The organism is Streptomyces sp. NPDC046866, assembly GCF_040704625.1.
Classification (GTDB): domain Bacteria; phylum Actinomycetota; class Actinomycetes; order Streptomycetales; family Streptomycetaceae; genus Streptomyces.
In genome coordinates this window covers 165,799-183,607 of the sequence record NZ_JBEYXN010000006.1, presented here as the reverse complement: position 1 = coordinate 183,607, position 17,809 = coordinate 165,799, and the positions used below count along the sequence as shown (strand labels likewise).

The following is a 17,809-nucleotide window of genomic DNA, read 5'->3' as shown; positions in this document are numbered from 1 at the left end:
GCAGCCGATTGCCAGTTCTGCCCCCCAGACGTACGTTGGGGGCAGAATCTGCCAAGGAGAGGCCATGGACGCAGTCGATCTGCAGATCATCCGCGAGTTGCAGGCCGACGGGCGCCTGTCCAACCAGGAACTCGCCGACCGGGTCCGGCTCTCGCCTTCGCCCTGCCTGCGCCGGGTGCGGCGGCTGGAGGAGGCCGGCCTGATCCGCGGTTACACGGCCACGGTCGACCAGGTCGCCTACGGCCTGCCGATCACCGTGTTCGTCCGGATACGGCTGGAACGCCACACCGCGGAGGCGGTCCGGGTCTTCGAGGAGCACGTCGCCGTCATCGAGCACATCCAGGACTGCTACCTGATGGCGGGCAGCAGCGACTACCTGCTCCGGGTCGTCATCGAGAGCCTGGAGGCGTACGAGGCCCTGGTGCGCCACCGCATCCACGCCATCCCCGGCATCGCCTCGATCGAATCGAGCTTCGCCTTCGGGAGCGTCAAGCAGTCGAGGGTTTATCCCGTCCCCACGTGACCGGCGGGGCGGGCGGGGGAGCCGGGGCCGGCGGGTGGTCCGGACGGGGCGGGGCGTCCGGGGGCGGCAGCAGGGGGACCGGGGCGCGCAGGCGCATCGTCGCGGGCAGGTCCAGCCGGCCCTCCCGGGTGGCGACGGTGACCCCGCGGACGACGAGCTTCGCCTCCATCTCGCAGGCTCCGGCGCGCACACCGGTCAGCAGGGCGTCCCGGACGACCGCCACCAGGGCGCGGACGTGGAAGACGACGGTGAGTTCCACCTCCACGGTCGCGGCCGGGGCGCCGTCCACGAGCAGGTCCACGTGGGGGTGGTGGGTCGAGGTGACGGTGTGGGTGGCCAGCGCGACCACCTCCTCGCTGCCCGGGAGCCGGCGGGTCCGGTGGGCGGCCTCGCGGAGCGCGGAGTGCTTGGACCAGCCGTGGGCGAGCAGGGAGATGAGGTCGAGGTCGAGGAAGCCGTCGACGACGTGGGCCAGCTCGGCCTCCACGGCCCGGTCCGCCGCGTCGGTGAGGCCCCGGCCGCGGGGCAGGACGCCGGCGGCGGCGTCGTGCTCGTGCATCCGGTCGGCGAGCGCGGCGGCGGAGCGGTCGAGCTCCGGCCCGAGCAGGAAGGCCCGGACCGTGAGCGGTTCGAGGACGGGGGCGCGGGCAGGGGCGGGCGTGGTCATGGGCGGTCCTCCTCGGTCACGGTCCGCTCACCGGGATCCGCGTGGGGCTCCAGGCGTACGGTGCGGGTCCCCGAGCCGCGGTCCTCGCGGGTGTCGGTCACGGCGGTAGCGGCCGGCAGGGGCCGCAGTCGGGCGCTGACGTGCCCGCGCACCCAGCGCGGGCCCCGGGGGCGCCGGCCCAGCAGTGCGAGCCCTGCGGCGGCCAGCAGGCCCGCCCCGAGGAGGCTCGACCCCACGACCAGTCCGACGGGCACCGTGTCGTCCGGGTCCGGGTCCGGCTCGGGCGTCGGGACGGGCGTCGTCGTGCCGTCCGGGGTCGGATTCGGGGTCGGATTCGGGCCGGGGGCCGTCACGGTGAACCCCGCCTCGGCGCCGGCGGCCGCGTCGTCCGTGCACTGGGCCCGCACGGTGTGCCGGTCCTCCGCCCCGTCCGCCGGAACGGCGAACTCGGCGGTGAACGTGCCGTCGTCGTCCACGCCGACGGTTTCCATGGACCCGCCGTCCCACAAGACGTCCACCTCCCGACAGTCGAACCCGGAACCGGACATCCGGACCGGCGAGGTACCGGCAGGCCCCTCGGCGGGGTCGAGCGCCACGTCGGGCGTGGACGGGGGCGAGGGCCCCCGGCCGGGCTCGACGGTGAACGGCGCCTCGGCGCGGATGGTGTCGTCATCGCCGCACTGCGCCGTCACCGTGTAGCCGCCGGCGGCAGTGTCGGCGGGCACGTCGAACTCGGCGGTGAACCCGCCCTGCTCGATGCCCGCCGGGTCCGGGTCCACCTCCAGTGCGGGGATGCCGTCCCACGACAGCGTCGCCGTACCGCCGGTGCAGGCGTCGAATCCCGAACCGGTCGCCCGGACCGTCGTGTTCCCGGGAGCGCTCCCCGGTTCGAGCAGCAGGGCGGGTTCGGCAGGCGGGGTCACGGTGAACTGCGCGGTCGCCCGGATTCCCGAGCCCTTGGCCGTGCACACGGCCTTCACCTCGTACGCGCCGGGCGCGGCGTCGGACGGAACCCCGAGGTCGGTCTCGAACTCGCCTGAGTCGGGGTCGGCCACGGCCGCGACGGGGCTGCCGTCGGCGAAGGTGACGTCGATCTGGGCCGGGTACCGCTGCCCGCCGCCCGTGGCGCTCTGCCGGCGGGTCAGGCAGTCCTCGAAGCCGTAGCCGTGCACGTGCACCGACGTGCCGGGCGGACCCTGCTCGGGCGTGAGCGCGAGGGAGGCGTCGGCCCCGGCCGGCGGGGCCAGGGCCACACCGCCCCAGGCGAGCGCGGTGCTCAGCAGTACCGCGGTCAGCGAACGGATGGCCCATCGGGCGGCGCTGGACATGACCCTCCGTCGGTCCATTCTCCTCCGTCCCCCGGCTGCGCGCCCGTCGCAGGGCCGCCCGGAGGCGCGGTCGGTGAGATGGGCCACACCGTCCCGCCGACTGCCGCCCGAGTCCCCGTGTACGCGCGCAGCGAATCGGGAGGAGTGGGGGAGGAGCGGGTGGTTTACGGATGAACCGACGGGTGGTTTGTCTGGTTTGGGGCCGCGGTGGCCCGTGGGGTCGGAGTCATGTAGGGGTGCCCCTTGAGGGATCAAAGGATGAGCGGGTTAGCATATGAGCGCCGCCTAGCTCGAAAGATACGCCTGTGACTGTCAACGAGGACTCGTTCACTAACTGGAAGAACCGCGAGGAGATCGCGGAGTCGATGATCCCGATCATCGGGAAGCTGCAGCGCGAGCGGGATGTCACGATCCTGCTGCACAGCCGCTCCCTGGTGAACAAGTCGGTGGTCAGCATCCTGAAGACCCACCGGTTCGCCCGGCAGATCGACGGCGAGGAGCTGTCGGTCACCGAGACGATGCCGTTCCTGCAGGCCCTGACCGCCCTGGACCTCGGCCCCTCCCAGATCGACATCGGCATGCTCGCCGCCACCTACAAGACCGATGACCGCGGTCTGTCGGTGGAGGAGTTCACCGCCGAGGCCGTCGCCGGCGCGACCGGTGCCGACAAGATCGAGCGCGGCGCGGGCCGTGACGTCGTCCTCTACGGCTTCGGCCGTATCGGCCGCCTCGTCGCCCGCCTGCTGATCGAGAAGGCCGGCTCCGGCAACGGGCTGCGCCTGCGCGCCATCGTCGTCCGCGGTGGCGGCGACCAGGACCTCGTCAAGCGCGCCTCGCTGCTGCGGCGCGACTCCATCCACGGCCAGTTCAACGGCACCATCACCGTGGACGAGGCGACCAGCACGATCGTCGCCAACGGCAACGCGATCAAGGTGATCTACGCCAACGACCCCTCCGAGGTCGACTACACGGCGCACGGCATCAAGGACGCCATCCTCATCGACAACACCGGCAAGTGGCGCGACCGCGAGGGCCTCTCCAAGCACCTGCGCCCCGGTATCGACAAGGTCGTCCTGACCGCTCCGGGCAAGGGCGACGTCCCGAACATCGTCCACGGCGTCAACCACGACACCATCAAGCCGGACGAGCAGATCCTGTCCTGCGCCTCCTGCACCACCAACGCGATCGTCCCGCCGCTGAAGGCGATGGACGACCAGTTCGGCGTCCTGCGCGGTCACGTGGAGACCGTCCACTCGTTCACCAACGACCAGAACCTGCTGGACAACTACCACAAGGCCGACCGCCGCGGCCGCTCCGCGCCGCTCAACATGGTCATCACCGAGACCGGTGCCGCCTCCGCCGTCGCCAAGGCGCTGCCGGACCTCAAGGCCCCCATCACCGGCAGCTCGATCCGCGTCCCCGTCCCGGACGTCTCGATCGCCATCCTCAGCCTGCGCCTGGGCCGTGAGACCACCCGCGACGAGGTGCTCGACTACCTCCGCGACGTCTCGCTGAACTCCCCGCTGAAGCGCCAGATCGACTTCACCACCGCGCCCGACGCCGTCTCCATGGACTTCGTCGGCTCGCGCCACGCCTCGATCGTCGACGCCGGCGCCACCAAGGTCGACGGCGACAACGCCATCCTCTACCTCTGGTACGACAACGAGTTCGGCTACTCCTGCCAGGTCATCCGCGTCGTCCAGCACGTCTCGGGCGTCGAGTACCCGACCTACCCGGCTCCGCGGGTCTGATCCCGCACCACTGCACCGCGTACGGGGCGTTCGGCCCGGGCAACAGCCCGGACCGGGCGCCCCGTTCCCGTTCGCGCCGCTCCCGATCTTTCCTATAGTGGCGCGACGTGACCACTCAGCCCCGGCCCGCCGGCCGCATATTCGACGCCCTGAACTCCGCCGCCCTGCAGGACGCGGCCCAGCTGCGCGCCCTGTACGAGCAGCCCAGCGACATGGTCCGCCACAAGGAGGTGGACCGGATCCACGACGTGGCCCGCGCGTTCATCGCAAGCTCCTCGCTCGTCTTCATCGCCACCGCCGGCGCCGACGGCCGCTGCGATGTGACCCCGCGCGGCGGACCGGCCGGATTCGTCGCCGTCCTCGACGAGTTCACCCTCGCCGTCCCCGACGCCACCGGCAACCGGCGGCTCGACAGCGCGCACAACATCGTGGAGACCGGCCGCGCCGGCCTGATCTTCCTCGTACCCGGGCGCGGCGCCACCCTCCGGGTGAACGGCAGGGCCTGCGTCTCCGCCGACCCGCGGCTGCTGGAGCAGCTCACCGCCGTCGGCAAGCCCCCGCGCAGCGCGATCGTCGTCGAGGTGGAGGAGGCGTACCAGCACTGCCCCAAGGCCTTCCTGCGCAGCGGCGCCTGGAAGCCCGAGGAGTGGCTCGCCGAGGACGCGGTCCCCAGCTCGGCCGAGATCACCCTCTCCCACCTCGGCATCCCCGGCCTGACGCTGGAGCGGATCCGGCAGGAGGAGCGCGAATCCCTCCTCCACCGCTACGAGTAGCCCCGCCGCCGCAGCGCGAAGGGGCGGGCGCCGCGCCGGCACCCGCCCCTCGTCACCCCGGCCCGGCCCGTCAGGCGGCAGCCGGCGCCGGGCGGGCCGCGGGGGCGGGCCGGGCGAGGCGGCCCGTGCGGTGCAGCCACAGGAGCGCGCCGGCGCACAGCAGCCCCAGGGCCAGCAGGCAGAGCCACGGCAGCGCCGACATGCCCGCCGCCCGGGCCGCGTCGAGCGCCGCGCCGGTGAGGAGGTTGCCCAGGGTGATCCCGACTCCGCAGACGGTGTTGTACAGCCCGTAGTGCGTGGCCACGAGCCGGTCCCCGGAGAGCCGGACGATGGTGTCCATCTCGAAGGGGTAGGCGATCATCGTGCCGAGGGCCAGCAGCAGCGCCGCCAGCGTCGGCGGCACCACGGTCGCCGCCCACCGCCACGCCCCGCCCTGCGGCAGCGGCGCCACCGCCGCGAGCAGCAGCGGCACGAAGGCCGCGCCCATGGTGAGCAGCCCCAGGGACAGGGCCCGGCCGGGGGTCGTCCGGGCCTTGCACCAGGCGGTGACCCGGGTCTGCAACAGGATGGTGCTCAGCCCCGAGGCGGCGAACAGCCCGGCCGTCGCGGCCGTGGTGAGGGTCCCTCCGCCGCCCAGGCGCCGGACCTCCAGCGGAAGCGCCAGGTAGACCTGGAACGACAGGACGTACGAGCCGATCATCGCGGTGGAGAACAGCAGGAACGGCCGGTTGGCGAAGATCCCGCGCCACTGGGCCAGCACCTTCTGACGCGCCCCGCCCTGCGCCGGCCCGGCCCCGTCGGCCCGGCGGACGGGCAGGCTGCGGATCTGTACGGCGCTCAGCACCGCGAAGACCCCGGCCGCCACGAGGCAGGTGAGGCGGAAGTCGACTCCGGTGAGCAGCATGCCGGCCAGGGGGCCGAGCAGGATGCCCGCCTGGTAGAAGACGTTGAACAGGGCGAACGCCTCCACCCGCCGCTCTCCCGCGTCCACGGCCAGGTAGGCGCGCACGGCCGGGTTGAACAGCGCCCCCGCCAGGCCCGTGGCGGCGGACGCGGCGAGCAGCGCCGGCAGCGAGTCGACCAGGCCCAGGGTGGCGAAGCCGGCGGTCCGCAGCAGGCAGCCCGCCACGATCAGCGGCTTGTAGCCGAGCCGGTCGGCGAGGGTGCCGCCGACCAGGAACATGCCCTGCTGGCTGAAGTTGCGTACGCCGAGGACCAGTCCGACGGTCCAGCCGGCCAGGCCCAGCGACCCGGAGAGGTGAGCGGCGAGGTAGGGCATCAGCATGTAGAAGCCGAGGTTGATGGTGAACTGGTTCACCATCAGCAGCTGCACGCTCTTCTCGTACGAGCGGACCTGCGCGAGCGTGCCCTTCACCGGTCGGCATCCTTCCCGGCCCCGGCCCCGGCCCCGGCCCCGGCGTCCCGGAGCGTGAGCGGGTCGACCACGTCCGTGCACCGGGTCCAGCGCGTGACCTCCTTCTCGTCGGGACGGCCCACGAGCTCCGGCTCGGCCGCCGCGGGCCCGTCGAGGAGCCCGTGGGCGGCGCAGTAGTCGTCGTCGTACACCGTCCCGAGGTACCGCTGGGGCCCGTCCGGGAAGACCGCCGCGATCCGGGTGTCCGCCGGCCGGGTACGGGCCAGCCAGCCCGCGACCAGGGCCACCGCGCCGACGCTCCACCCGCCGGTGGCGTAGTGGGACGAGGCGAGCTGCCGGCAGGCCCACACCGCCTCCGAGGCGGCCACCCAGTGCACTTCTGCGAAGCTGCCGTACGCCACGTTGCGCGGGTAGATGCTCGAGCCGAGGCCGCGCATGAGCCGCGGGCGGGCCGGCTGGCCGAAGATCGTCGAGCCGACGGTGTCGACCCCGACGAGCTCCAGCTGCGGGTACAGCTGGCGCAGCACCCGCGAGACGCCCGCCGAGTGCCCGCCGGTTCCCACGCTGCACACGAGGACGTCGATGTGCCCGAGCTCGGCGGCGAGTTCCAGCGCGAGCGGGGTGTAGGCGCTGGTGTTGTCCGGGTTGTTGTACTGGTCGGGGCACCAGGACCCGGGGTGCCGGGCCATCAGCCGCCGTACGCGCTCGCGGCGCGCCTCCTGCCAGCCGCCCGTCGGATGCGGCTCGGAGACGACGTTGACCTGCGCCCCGTAGGCGGTCAGGAGTTTGGTCATGGACGCCTCCAGCCCCGGGTCGGTCACCAGGGTCACGGGATGCCCGTACACCATGCCGGCCAGGGCGAGGCCGAGGCCGAGCGTGCCGCTGGTGGACTCGATGATCCTGGCGCCGGGCTTCAACTCGCCCCGGGCGCGGGCGCGCTCGACCATGTGCAGGCCGGGGCGGTCCTTGATGCCGCCGGGGTTGAAGCCCTCCAGCTTGGCCCAGAAGCCGTGCCCCGCAGGGGCGAAGGGCTCGGAGACCCGCAGGAGCGGGGTGTTGCCGACGAGCCCGGACAGGGCCGTGCGGAGGGGCTGGGTGATCTGCGTGGACGGAGAGGACATTTCCTCGGCTCTCGTTCGTGGATGGCTGTTTCCGTGCACATCGCGCCTGTCGGCCGGCCCTGCGCGGGAGCGGGACGGGCTCCGCGGGCGGGCGACAGGCGGCGGCCTCCGGACGGGGCCGCGCGAACGAGTCCTAGATGCGCCAGCAGCAGACGGTGGTCCGTGTGGTGCGGCCCTCGCGGGCCCTTGCGGGATACGGAGAACCGCGCCGTCGTCCGCGCAGGGGAACGCGCGCACCGAACAGGCCCGGCACCACCGCGAACAGCACGGGAACGGAGGCGGGGCGCGGCGCCGGGGATTCCTGGACCGTCCGGGACGGGTCATGCGGAAGGCAGGAATCGTCGTGCTCCGGAGCGCCCCCGTCGTCCTCCGTGACCACGTGGTGGTGCGGGTACGGGTGCGGAGGGTGGCCGTGCGCGACGGAGCCGTGAGCGGACGCCCACGCGGACGCCGACGCGGGTGACGCGGGCGCGGCCTCGACGTGGTGCAGGCAGCCGATCAGGGCCGCCGTGAAGGCGAGCAGGGTCAGGGCGGCCAGGACGAGCCACCGGCCGCGGGCCTGCGCGCTGCGGGGCCGGAGACCGGGCAGGGGCCGAGGAGGGACGGGGGGACGGGAAGGGGGAGGGAACGGCACGGTGCCTCCGTGGAGCCGCTTCGGCTCGGACAGCGGTGGCCGCCGGGGGACGGCCCGGCGTACACCCGGCAAGGGTGAACCGGAGGGGCCGGATCGGCCCGCGGGCCGCCTAGATGCGCAGCACTCCCGGGGTGCGGCAGCCCGGCCCGCCGTACGTCTGCGGCGCACCCCGCGGAGCCGGCACCGCGCCGACGGGCGGGCGTCCGGCGCTGCGCTGTCCGTCGGCGCACGGGCAGTCGGAGGTCACGGCATCGAGATCCGGCCGCCCCGGTACGCAGTGCTCCGCGGGATGCGGGGAACCGTCCTCCCGGGGAGCGGACACGGCCGAGGCGGTGCTTGTCCCGCCCGGGGAAGCGGCGGCCGCAACCCGCACTGCGTGCGCGGGGGACGGGTGCGCCGTACCCGCGGCGGCGACTGCGCCGTGCGCGTACAGGAAACCGAAGAACAGCAGCACCGGCCAGAACGCCGCGACCGGATTCCGAAAGCCCCGGATCCGCGGCGCGCCGAAGGATGACCGGGCCGTGATCATGCCGGGATCCTAACGGCGTCCCGGTGCACGAGGGCAAACCCGTCGGCGGTATAGGCCGAAAGTGTTCCCCGATCGCTCCTTGCGGAGCCGAATTCCGCCGCTCGGGCCGTCGGACTTCATGCCGAACCGCCCCGCCCCGCCGCTCCCTCCTGGCGCCGGATCAGCCGAGGGCGACCCCCTCGCCGCGGGCGTGGGCGGTGAGCCCGTCGGGCCCCACCGTGACCTCCGACGCGTGCAGCCCGAGCGGGAGGGCGGGCAGTTCCCAGCGCCGCTCGGCGAGGGCCTGGGCGATGGCCGGGGTGGCCGGGTCGACGGGGTGGCCGGCCAGGGTGGCGGCGGAGGCCCGGAGCGTGACCGTGTTGTTCTCCAGGTGCGGTCGGGCCGTGACGACGACCGGTATGCCGAAGGCGCGGCGTTCGATGCGCAGCAGGCCGTCTCCGCCGTCGGAGAACCGCAGCGCGCGGTCGGTCCGCGCGCCGAGCGAGTCGAAGGGGACGGTGAAGCGGGCGTCGACCTCCGACGCGGCGTAGCCGCCGGGGCGTTCGGTGACCTGCCGCAGTTCCACGTCCGCCCGGACGGGATGCCCGTCGGCGGTGACGGCGTCGGCGGAGACGCGGACCTCGGGGTGGGCACCGCGGGCGGCGTCGAGGAGGAAGGGACAGCCCCCGATGCGGACCTGCGGCGCCGACCGCAGGCCGGGGTGGCGGGCGGCGATCCGGTCCGCGAGCCGGCTCTCGCCGTGGTGGCGGGCCAGGGCGTCGGCCGCGGGCAGGGCGGCCGTGAGCACGGCGGCAGCGGCGATGACGGCACGGGCGCGGCGGCGCGGGCGGCGCGGAGCGGCGGGCATGCGGTTCCTCACGGGGCGGGTGCGGGTGCGGGTGCGGGTGCGGGCGCGGGCGCGGCGTCGGTGGGGGTGGCGGGGCCGGCTGCGGCCGCCGCCACCGTCTCGCCCTCGATGTCGATGCGGGGCAGCAGCCGGTCGAGCCGGGCGGGCAGCCACCAGTTCCGGGAGCCGAGCAGCACCATGCTCGTCGGCACCAGGAGCCCGCGTACGACGGTGGCGTCCAGAGCCACCGCGGTCGCCAGGCCGGTGCCGAACATCTTGACCACGGGATCGTCGGACAGCAGGTAGCTCAGGAACACACAGACCATGATCATGGCTGCGGAGGTGATGATCCGACCGGTGCCCGCCAGCCCCGTGACCACGGCGCGCCGGTTGTCCCCGTGCCGCAGGTACTCCTCGCGCACGGAGGCCAGCAGGAACACCTCGTAGTCCATGGACAGCCCGAACAGCACGGCGAACATCAGCAGCGGGACGTATCCGGGGATCGGCACCGGGCCGTCGAGGCCGAGGAGGCGCGCCCCCCAGCCCCACTGGAACACCGCCGTGAGCACCCCGTACGCGGCGCCGACCGAGAGCAGGTTCATCACGGCGGCCTTGGCCGCGACGACGGGAGAGCGGAAGGCGAGCAGGAGCAGCAGCGCGGCGACGGCGACGACGGCGGAGATGACCAAGGGCATGCGTCCGGCGAGCCGGTCGTTGAGGTCGGCCTGGGCGGCGGCGGCCCCGCCCACGTGGGTGACCGCGCCCGTGCCGGCGGTGGCCCCGGGCAGGGCGGAATCCCGGAGGCGGGCGACGAGTTCGGCGGTGCGCGGATCGGCGGGCCCGGTGGCGGGCGTGACCTGCCAGCGGACGGTGCGGGCGTCCGGGGCGAGTTGGGGCGGGCTGACCGCGGCCACTCCCGGCGTCCGCCCGAGGGCGGTGGTGACCGCCCCGACGCGGCCGTCGGCCGGCCCCGGCGCGGGGGTGGGCAGGGAGGCGGTCACCTGGAGCGGGCCGGTGGCGCCCGGGCCGAAGGCCTCCGCCAGCCGGTCGTGGGCGAGACGGCTGTCCGTGCCGCGGGCCTTGTCGCCGGCGTCGAGCTGACCGAAGGTCAAGGCGGCGGAGGGAAGGGCCAGTACGGCCATCAGGGCCAGACCGCAGAGCAGGTAGCGCCAGGGCCGGCCGGCGACGTGCACGGCCAGCCGGTGCCAGCGGGCTCCGGCGTCCTCCCCGTCGGCGTCGCGGTCCGGGGCGGTGGAGGACGTGCGCGGGGCCAGCCGCCGCCCGAGCAGACGGAGCAGGGCCGGCAGCAGCGTGAGGGCGGCCAGGACGGCCACGAGCACCGCGATCCCCGGGGCCAGCGCGAGCGCGTACAGCAGCGGCAGCCCGCCGAGCGCGAGCCCTGCCAGCGCGGCGGCGACGGCGCAGCCCGCGAACGCCGCGGCCTTGCCGGCGGTGGCCGTGGTGCGCGCGGCGGCCTCCTCCACCGGCACGCCCGCCGCCAGGAGCGTACGGAATCGGGTCAGGCAGAACAGGGTGTAGTCGATGCCCACGCCGAGGCCGATCATGGCGGCGATGGTCGCGCCCGAGGACGGCATGTCGACGAGGTGGCCGACCAGGCCGATCAGGGACAGCGAGACCACCAGGCCCACGATCCCGACCGCGAGCGGCAGGCCCGCCGCGGTGGCGCTGCGCAGACCGAGGAACAGGACGACGGCGGCCGCGGCCAGGCCGATCAGCTCGCTGTGCCCGGAGGACCCCTTCTCCGCGGCCGCGGCGAGGTCGCCGCCCGGGGTCACCTCGATCCCGGCCCGGCGCGCCGGACCGGCGGCGGCGCTCACGGCGCGGGTGACCTCGGGCGTGATGTCGCGGCCTGTGACGTCGAGGCCGAGGGAGAGGTACGCGGTGTGCCCGTCGGCGCTCATCGCCGCCCGGCCGGCGGGGGAGTAGGGCGTGGTGACGGAGACGACGTGGTCGACGCGGGCCATGTCCGCAGCGGCGGCCTCGACCGCCGTCCGCAGGGCCTCGGCGGTGAGCGGGGGGCCGCCGGCCGCCGTGTGCAGCACCACGGGCTGGCTGCCGGAGGCCGGCCCGGAGAAGGCCGCGGCCGCGTCCCGGGCGGCCTGGCTGTCACTGCCGGGGATGGTGACCGCCTCGCTCGTGGCCCGGCCGTACACCAGGACCGCGGCGGCCAGCGCGAGCAGGAGCACCAGCCAGGCGGACAGGACCCGGCCGGGTCTGCGGGCACAGCTGCGCCCCAGGGCAAGAAACATCGTGCGGCCTCTCGTGTTCGGTCCGAACCGACAACGTCCAACAACTTGCACTCTGAGTGCAGGTTCACGCTTGCACTTGAAGTGCAACAATGTCAATCGGAGAAGGGAGGCCGAGGTGGCCGCAGTGGACGGACGGACCGAGCGGGGGCGGCAGACGCGCGAGAGGATCGCCGACGCCCTGCTGGCCCTGCTCGACGAGGGCGCCACCGAGTTCCCCGCGGAGAAGGTGGCGGCACACGCGGGGGTCTCGCGGCGCTCCGTCTTCCACCACTTCGCCGACATGGCCCAGCTCGTGGACACCGCGATCACCCGGCGGCTGGAGCAACTGGCCGAGCAGATCAGGCCGTTGCCGACCACGGGCCCGCGGGCCGTGCGGGTCGCCGCGCTCGTGGAGCAGCGCGCCCGGATCCTGGAGTGGATGACTCCGACGCGGCTGGCGGTGCTGCGGCTCGACCACCCGTCGCCCCGGATCAGTCAGGCCTGGGACGAGGCCTTCGCCGAGGGCCGCCGGCGGTTGGAGGCGGTGCTGGGGCAGGAGCTCGACTCCCTGACGGGCTCGCCCCGCACGGATCTCCTCAACGGGCTGGACGCGGTGACCACATGGGGGGCCTGGCACCACTGGCGCACCACCGGTCTCAGCCCCGAGGAAGCCCGCAGGGCCATGGAGGCCACGGTCCTGACCCTGCTCGCCTCGGTCGACTGACCTGTCCACCGCGGCGCACTCGCCGCCTCGGCTTCGACATGCCGGCGGGATCGCCGGTCAGGGCCTCCGGCATGATCGATGACCCGGCCCGAACGGGCGGATGGGTCCGCGCGTACAAGGGCGTCGGACGAGCACGAGTACGAGTACGAAGGTGTGTCCCCGTGTCCGACATCCAGGTCCGCGCCGCCCGCGCGGAGGACTTCCCGCAGTGGCGCGCGCTCTACCGCGGCTACGCCGACTTCTACCGGGTCGAGCAGACCGACGAGGCCGCGGATCGGGTCTGGTCCTGGGTGCGGGATCCGGAGCACGAGGTGGACGCCCTCGTCGCCGAGGACACCGAGGGGCGGCTCGTCGGGCTGGCCCACTACCGGCCGTTCGCGCGGCCGCTGTCGGCGACGGTCGGCTGCTTCCTGGACGACCTCTTCGTCGCGCCGGAGAGCCGGGGGTCCGGCGCGGCGGACCTGCTGCTGGCCGGGCTGCGGGAGATCGCCGCCGAGCGGGGGTGGAGCGTGGTGCGGTGGATCACCGCGGACGACAACCACCGGGCGCGCGCGAAGTACGACCAGGTGGCCGCCCGCACCATGTGGATCACGTACGACATGACCCCCACGGTCTGACCGCCCCGCCACCGCCGTGCCCCGCGCCCGGCCCCGCGCCTCGATCGCCGGCGGGCCGGTTCAGCCGGGCTCTCGTCTCCGGCGTGGACGTGTTGCCCGGCGTCGAAGCGGGGGTGGGCAGTTTCAGCCTCACCGGCGTTCGGGGCGCGGGGTCCGGGGCGGAGCCCCGGGGATCCGGGTTCGCCGGGCTACCAGCCGAAGCGGCGGTCCGCGACTGCTGCGAATTCCTCGAAGGTCAGGACGCGGTCGCCGTTCTGGTCGGCCGCGTCGAAGAGGGCCGAGGAGTCGTCCTCGTCGCCGACGCCCCAGAAGGGGATCGCGCCCTGCGCGGCCAGGGTCGGGCCCTTGGCCCGGAGGGCCTCGATGACCTCGGCACGCGTCAGCGTGCCGTCGTGGTCGAGGTCCAGCGCGTCGAAGAGTATGCGGGCCTTGTCGCTCATGGGAAGTCCTGCTTTCGTGGGCGGCGCACGTCACGCGTCCTGCCGAGAAGGACGCAGGGGCCGGTTGCGGGGTTGCCCCGCGCCACGCCGACGGGGGCGCACCGGCCGCATCGCGGTCGGTACGCCCCCGTCGGTCAGGGCAGGGCAACTCAGGGGCACGCGGGTCAGCGGCCCGCGGGCTCCAGGTCCGCCTCACCGGCGCCGGCACCGGCCCGCGCCGCGATCTGCGGGTTCCGGGACTTCAGCACCGCCCAGCCGACCGCCAGGCACACCGCCCAGCCGGCACCCACGTACAGGGAGACGCGGCTGTCGGGGTCGATGGCGATCATCGCGGTGACCAGCAGCAGGAAGGCCACGGCGATCCAGCTGCACACCGTGCCGCCGGGGGCCGGGAAGGAGGAGGCGGGCAGCTTGCCGGCGTCCACCGCGCGGCGGTAGCGGATGTGGCTGACCAGGATCATCAGCCAGGTCCAGATGCCGGCCGCGGTCGCGACCGAGGTGACGTAGCCGAAGGCCTTCTCCGGAACGACGTAGTTGAGGACCACGCCGATGCCCATGAGGGCGACGGAGAGGGTGATGGCGATCGCCGGGGTCTTGGTGGAGCTCAGCTTGCCGAGCACCTTCGGCGCCTCGGAGTTGGCGGCCAGGTCGCGCAGCATGCGGCCGGTGGAGTACATGCCGGAGTTGCAGGACGACAGGGCCGCGGTGAGGACCACGAAGTTGACGATGGCCGCACCCGCCGGGATGCCGATCTTCGCGAAGGCCGCCACGAACGGGCTGACGCCCGGCTGGAACTCGGTCCACTTCACGACCATCAGGATCACGGAAAGGGCACCGACGTAGAAGACGATGATGCGCCACGGCAGGGTGTTGATCGCCTTGGGCAGGGTCTTCTCGGGGTTCTCGGACTCACCCGCGGTGACGCCGACGAGCTCGACGGCCAGGTACGCGAACATCACGCCCTGCAGGGTCATCAGGCTGGAGCCGACGCCCTTGGGGAAGATGCCGTCGAAGGCCCACAGGTTCGAGACGGCGGCGGTGTCGCCGGCCTGGCTGAACCCGAAGGTCACGACGCCGATGCCGATCACGATCATGCCGATCAGGGCGGTGACCTTGACCATCGAGAACCAGAACTCGATCTCGCCGAAGATCTTCACCGAGATGAGGTTCGCGACGTACAGGACGACCAGGAAGACCAGGGCCGTCACCCACTGGGGGATGTCCGGGAACCAGAAGTGCACGTAGATGGCTGCGGCGGTCAGCTCGGCCATGCCGGTGACCACCCACATGAGCCAGTACGTCCATCCCGTCACGAACCCGAAGAACGGGCCGAGGAATTCGCGGGCGTACTCCGCGAACGAGCCCGAGACGGGCCGGTACAGGAGCAGCTCCCCGAGCGCCCGCATGATGAAGAAGACGATGACGCCGGCGAGGGCGTACATGAGGATGAGGCTGGGCCCGGCCTTCGCGATGTTCGCGCCCGCGCCCAGGAAGAGGCCGACGCCGATGGCGCCGCCGATGGCGATCATCTGGACCTGGCGGCTGCCGAGCCCGCGCTCGTAGCCCTCCTCGGGCGTGGTGCCCGTGGCCGTGGTGTCGTCGCCGTGGTGGTTGTCGACCTGCGTCGAGGTCATGCTGTGGTGCGCCTTTCCGCTCCATGCCGACCCGCGCCGCGCTCGGCTGCGGATCGGGTTCCGATCCCCCGGATGCTGATGGAGTTGCATGCCGGCGGTCGGCCGGCGTCAGCGCCCCTGCTCGGACATGGGTGGTCCGGCAGGCGGTCGTGAAGATGTATCACGGCATCCGCCGCGCCACCGTGGCGTACATCACGGGCATATCGGTCATTCGCCTGTGACCAGGCCCAAAGGCCCTTGTCCGGTGATGCGATCGTTATCCGGATCTGAGCATCCTCTGAGCGAACACCGAATGACATGGCGGCAACCTGTGCCGCCCCCGGCACGAGCCCGCTCCTTACGGACACGTAGCGTGAACGCGATGTGCTGCGTGCCGGGTCTTGTGCAACTGCCTTCTCTCCGCTAGGAACCCGAACGCTGCGGCGCAGAGCCGTAGTTCACCGCGACGGGCATCCGCCGGCGCACGGCCCCGCGTCGGCCGGAGGCCGTCGGCGGTGTCACCGTGGGTGTCGGCCGGGGCCGGGAGCGGGGACTGCGGCCGGCGGGAACCCGGGGGGACGGGCATCCGACTGTCTGTTGCGTGGCCCTCCGCCACACCCTCCCCGCCCCACCCCAACCGGCAGGAGTACCGCATGCACCTCAACCGAAGGGACGTGCTCCGCGCGTCGACCGTGCTGGGCGCCGGCGGCGCCGTCGCGGGGCTGGGCGCCGCGGCCCCGGCTGCCGCGGCGGCGACCGCCGCCGTGGCAGCCGCGTCCGGTCCGTCCGCGTCCGGCACGCCCCGCTCGCCCCTGCGCGTGCACGTCGTCATGTTCGAAGGGGTCGAGGAGCTCGACTTCGCCGCTCCGTACGAGGTCTTCTCGGCTGCCCGCTTCTTCACGGACCGCCCCGTCGACGTCCGCTACGTCACCGTCCCGCACCGCCCCGCGGTCCGCGCGGCCTACGGCACGGAGCTCCGCGGGCTGCATCCCTGGGCGCCGGGGGAGGCCGACCTGCTGGTGGTGCCGGGCGGCGGTTACGCGCGCCGCACGGACCCGGGGGTGTGGGCCGAGATCGACCGGGGCACCCTGCCGCGTGCGCTGGCCGCGGCGGCCCGCCCCGGGCTCACCATCGCCGCCCTGTGCACCGGCGTCATGCTCCTGTCCGCCGCCGGGCTCACCAGGGGACGCCCCTGCACCACGCACCACAGGGCTCGGGCCGACCTGGAACAGCAGGGCGGCGTGCTGAAGAGCGCGCGCGTGGTCGACGACGGCGACCTGGTCACCGCCGGCGGCATCACCTCGGGCCTCGAGCTGGCCCTGTGGCTCGTACGACGCGAGCTCGGGCCCGACGCGGCCACCGGCCTGGAGGGCATGCTCGAGTACGAGGCCCGCGGAACCGTGTGGACCTCCGCCGCGCCGCCCCGGTAGGCGCCCGCCCTGGCACCCCGCGGGCCGGGCGCTACCCGTGCCAGATCTTCTCGTACGCCTCCCGGTAGCCCCTCGGGTCCCAGGACGTGGCCCCGCCGCTGTTGTCGGCCGTGACCACGTGCACGGGGGCGACGTACCCGCTGGGCGGCTGCCCGGCGAAGGCGCGGTTGAACTCGTCGACGACCTGCCAGCCCTGCTGCGCGAGCGGTTCGGGAACGGTGGCCGCCTGGTACTGCCTGCTGTTGATGCGCTGGAAGGCGGACGGGTCGCCGTCGCCCGCACCGATGTTGAACGGCGGCCCCCCGCCCGGCTCGCCGGCGGCGCGCAGGGCCGGGGCGGCATCGGCGAAGTAGAGGTCGTTGACGGCCACGGAGTGGGTCCACCCGCCGCCGAAGCGCGACAGCAGGGAGGAGACCTCCTGCGGGGTGCGCTGACTCGCGTCCGGGATGGGGATGTTCTCGGTGGCGAGGAGCCGCACGCCGGGGCAGCCGGCCAGCTGCTGTTCGATCAGGTCGGACTTGGTCCGGGCGAACGGGATCGAATCGTCGGTGAACACGACGACCCCGGCACGGCCCCCGGAGCGGGCGATCACCCAGTCGGCGCTGATCCTCGCGACGTCCTCCACCTTCGTGGTCACGTTGGTGAAGAGCGGCGGGTCCGTGCTCGGGCCGGGGGAGCCGACCGCGTGCCAGCCGACCAGGGGGATGCCCGCCGCCGCGGCATCGGCCACCTGTCGGGAGGTGAGACGGGGGTCAAAGCCGCCGATGACGATGCCGGAGGGTCTGAGGGTGACGGCCTGGCTGAGCGCGGCCTGGATCCCGGCGGGCGTGCCCTGCCCGTCGATCACCCGGACCGTCCAGCCGATGGCCGCGGCGGCCTTCTCGACGCCCTCGGCGACTCCGGCGACGCCCGGGTTGGTCATGGTCTGGGCGACGTAGACGAGGCTCTTGCCGGGGGCCGCGGCCGGGCCGCTCGTCGGGCCGTTCCAGGAGGCCCGGGTGCTCTCCGCCGCCCGTACGGCCGCCTGGGCCGCCCGCAGGGCGGCCGGGCAGCCGCCGGACGTCGACGGCAGGGCGCTCGCCGGCAGGCCGGTGCCCGGCGGCGCCCCGCCCCCGCACCCGGCGAGGGCGGCGCATGCGGCCCCCCACAGGGCAGCGGCCGCGAGGGCGGTCGTGCGGTTCGGGTACACGGTGCTCCTGACGCAGACGG

15 protein-coding genes are annotated in these 17,809 nt (G+C 73.9%); 6 read left to right on the top strand and 9 right to left on the bottom strand.

What is annotated here, in order from left to right:
- The first annotated feature begins 64 nt into the window (after positions 1–64).
- A complete protein-coding gene (locus tag AB0953_RS12340; protein ID WP_366859373.1) occupies positions 65–523 on the top strand; it encodes an Lrp/AsnC family transcriptional regulator in 459 nt (152 codons plus the stop codon).
- Here the strand turns inward: AB0953_RS12340 and AB0953_RS12335 are convergent.
- Together AB0953_RS12335 and AB0953_RS12330 are read right to left on the bottom strand one after the other, a co-directional pair.
- Complete coding sequence (locus tag AB0953_RS12335; RefSeq protein ID WP_366859372.1) at positions 489–1,190, bottom strand: hypothetical protein; 702 nt, start codon at positions 1,188–1,190, stop codon at positions 489–491. The genes AB0953_RS12340 and AB0953_RS12335 overlap by 35 nt on opposite strands.
- Entirely contained in the window at positions 1,187–2,518 is a 1,332-nt protein-coding gene (locus AB0953_RS12330) for a hypothetical protein (RefSeq protein WP_366859371.1), read from the bottom strand. Before AB0953_RS12330 ends, AB0953_RS12335 begins: the two co-directional genes overlap by 4 nt.
- 305 nt (positions 2,519–2,823) lie before the next feature.
- Between AB0953_RS12330 and AB0953_RS12325 the strand changes: the two genes are divergently transcribed.
- Both AB0953_RS12325 and AB0953_RS12320 read left to right on the top strand, forming a co-directional pair.
- Positions 2,824–4,269 (top strand): glyceraldehyde-3-phosphate dehydrogenase, encoded by a 1,446-nt coding sequence (locus AB0953_RS12325; protein ID WP_366859370.1) that lies wholly within the window; start codon positions 2,824–2,826, stop codon positions 4,267–4,269.
- Between the two features lie 107 nt (positions 4,270–4,376).
- On the top strand, positions 4,377–5,042 hold the full coding sequence (locus AB0953_RS12320; RefSeq protein ID WP_366859369.1) for an MSMEG_1061 family FMN-dependent PPOX-type flavoprotein: 666 nt from the start codon (positions 4,377–4,379) through the stop codon (positions 5,040–5,042).
- Positions 5,043–5,112: 70 nt separating this feature from the next.
- On the opposite strand, the gene AB0953_RS12315 is transcribed toward AB0953_RS12320, so the two are convergent.
- The 4 genes from AB0953_RS12315 to AB0953_RS12300 all read right to left on the bottom strand — a co-directional run bounded on the left by AB0953_RS12315 (position 5,113) and on the right by AB0953_RS12300 (position 11,797).
- On the bottom strand, positions 5,113–6,417 hold the full coding sequence (locus AB0953_RS12315) for an MFS transporter (protein WP_366859368.1): 1,305 nt from the start codon (positions 6,415–6,417) through the stop codon (positions 5,113–5,115).
- Complete coding sequence (locus AB0953_RS12310) at positions 6,414–7,538, bottom strand: PLP-dependent cysteine synthase family protein (RefSeq protein WP_366859367.1); 1,125 nt, start codon at positions 7,536–7,538, stop codon at positions 6,414–6,416. The genes AB0953_RS12315 and AB0953_RS12310 overlap by 4 nt, the downstream gene beginning before the upstream one ends.
- 1,323 nt (positions 7,539–8,861) lie before the next feature.
- Complete coding sequence (locus AB0953_RS12305; protein WP_366859366.1) at positions 8,862–9,548, bottom strand: DUF2993 domain-containing protein; 687 nt, start codon at positions 9,546–9,548, stop codon at positions 8,862–8,864.
- An 8-nt stretch (positions 9,549–9,556) separates the two neighbouring features.
- Entirely contained in the window at positions 9,557–11,797 is a 2,241-nt protein-coding gene (locus AB0953_RS12300) for an MMPL family transporter (protein ID WP_366859365.1), read from the bottom strand.
- Between the two features lie 115 nt (positions 11,798–11,912).
- Between AB0953_RS12300 and AB0953_RS12295 the strand changes: the two genes are divergently transcribed.
- Positions 11,913–12,500, top strand: a complete 588-nt coding sequence (locus AB0953_RS12295; protein WP_366859364.1) for a TetR/AcrR family transcriptional regulator — start codon at positions 11,913–11,915, stop codon at positions 12,498–12,500.
- Positions 12,501–12,661: 161 nt separating this feature from the next.
- A complete protein-coding gene (locus tag AB0953_RS12290) occupies positions 12,662–13,117 on the top strand; it encodes a GNAT family N-acetyltransferase (protein WP_366859363.1) in 456 nt (151 codons plus the stop codon).
- Between the two features lie 188 nt (positions 13,118–13,305).
- Here AB0953_RS12290 and AB0953_RS12285 read toward each other — a convergent pair whose 3' ends face one another.
- Both AB0953_RS12285 and AB0953_RS12280 read right to left on the bottom strand, forming a co-directional pair.
- Positions 13,306–13,557, bottom strand: coding sequence for an EF-hand domain-containing protein (locus tag AB0953_RS12285; protein ID WP_366859362.1), 252 nt, complete (start codon positions 13,555–13,557; stop codon positions 13,306–13,308).
- A gap of 164 nt (positions 13,558–13,721) precedes the next feature.
- Positions 13,722–15,191 carry an amino acid permease gene (locus AB0953_RS12280; protein ID WP_366859361.1) on the bottom strand — a complete coding sequence of 490 codons (1,470 nt, stop codon included), beginning with the start codon at positions 15,189–15,191 and terminating at the stop codon, positions 13,722–13,724.
- A 632-nt stretch (positions 15,192–15,823) separates the two neighbouring features.
- Between AB0953_RS12280 and AB0953_RS12275 the strand changes: the two genes are divergently transcribed.
- Positions 15,824–16,600, top strand: a complete 777-nt coding sequence (locus AB0953_RS12275) for a DJ-1/PfpI family protein (protein ID WP_366859360.1) — start codon at positions 15,824–15,826, stop codon at positions 16,598–16,600.
- A 31-nt stretch (positions 16,601–16,631) separates the two neighbouring features.
- Here AB0953_RS12275 and AB0953_RS12270 read toward each other — a convergent pair whose 3' ends face one another.
- Entirely contained in the window at positions 16,632–17,687 is a 1,056-nt protein-coding gene (locus tag AB0953_RS12270) for a substrate-binding domain-containing protein (protein ID WP_366859495.1), read from the bottom strand.
- Positions 17,688–17,809 lie beyond the last annotated feature (122 nt).

Bases quoted from the DNA above. Each gene is read 5' to 3' on its own strand.
- AB0953_RS12340 (WP_366859373.1), top strand. From the start codon at position 65: ATGGACGCAGTCGATCTGCAGATCATCCGCGAGTTGCAGGCCGACGGG.
- AB0953_RS12335 (WP_366859372.1), bottom strand. From the start codon at position 1,190: ATGACCACGCCCGCCCCTGCCCGCGCCCCCGTCCTCGAACCGCTCACG.
- AB0953_RS12330 (WP_366859371.1), bottom strand. From the start codon at position 2,518: ATGTCCAGCGCCGCCCGATGGGCCATCCGTTCGCTGACCGCGGTACTG.
- AB0953_RS12310 (WP_366859367.1), bottom strand. From the start codon at position 7,538: ATGTCCTCTCCGTCCACGCAGATCACCCAGCCCCTCCGCACGGCCCTG.
- AB0953_RS12305 (WP_366859366.1), bottom strand. From the start codon at position 9,548: ATGCCCGCCGCTCCGCGCCGCCCGCGCCGCCGCGCCCGTGCCGTCATC.
- AB0953_RS12300 (WP_366859365.1), bottom strand. From the start codon at position 11,797: ATGTTTCTTGCCCTGGGGCGCAGCTGTGCCCGCAGACCCGGCCGGGTC.
- AB0953_RS12285 (WP_366859362.1), bottom strand. From the start codon at position 13,557: ATGAGCGACAAGGCCCGCATACTCTTCGACGCGCTGGACCTCGACCAC.
- AB0953_RS12280 (WP_366859361.1), bottom strand. From the start codon at position 15,191: ATGACCTCGACGCAGGTCGACAACCACCACGGCGACGACACCACGGCC.
- AB0953_RS12275 (WP_366859360.1), top strand. From the start codon at position 15,824: ATGCACCTCAACCGAAGGGACGTGCTCCGCGCGTCGACCGTGCTGGGC.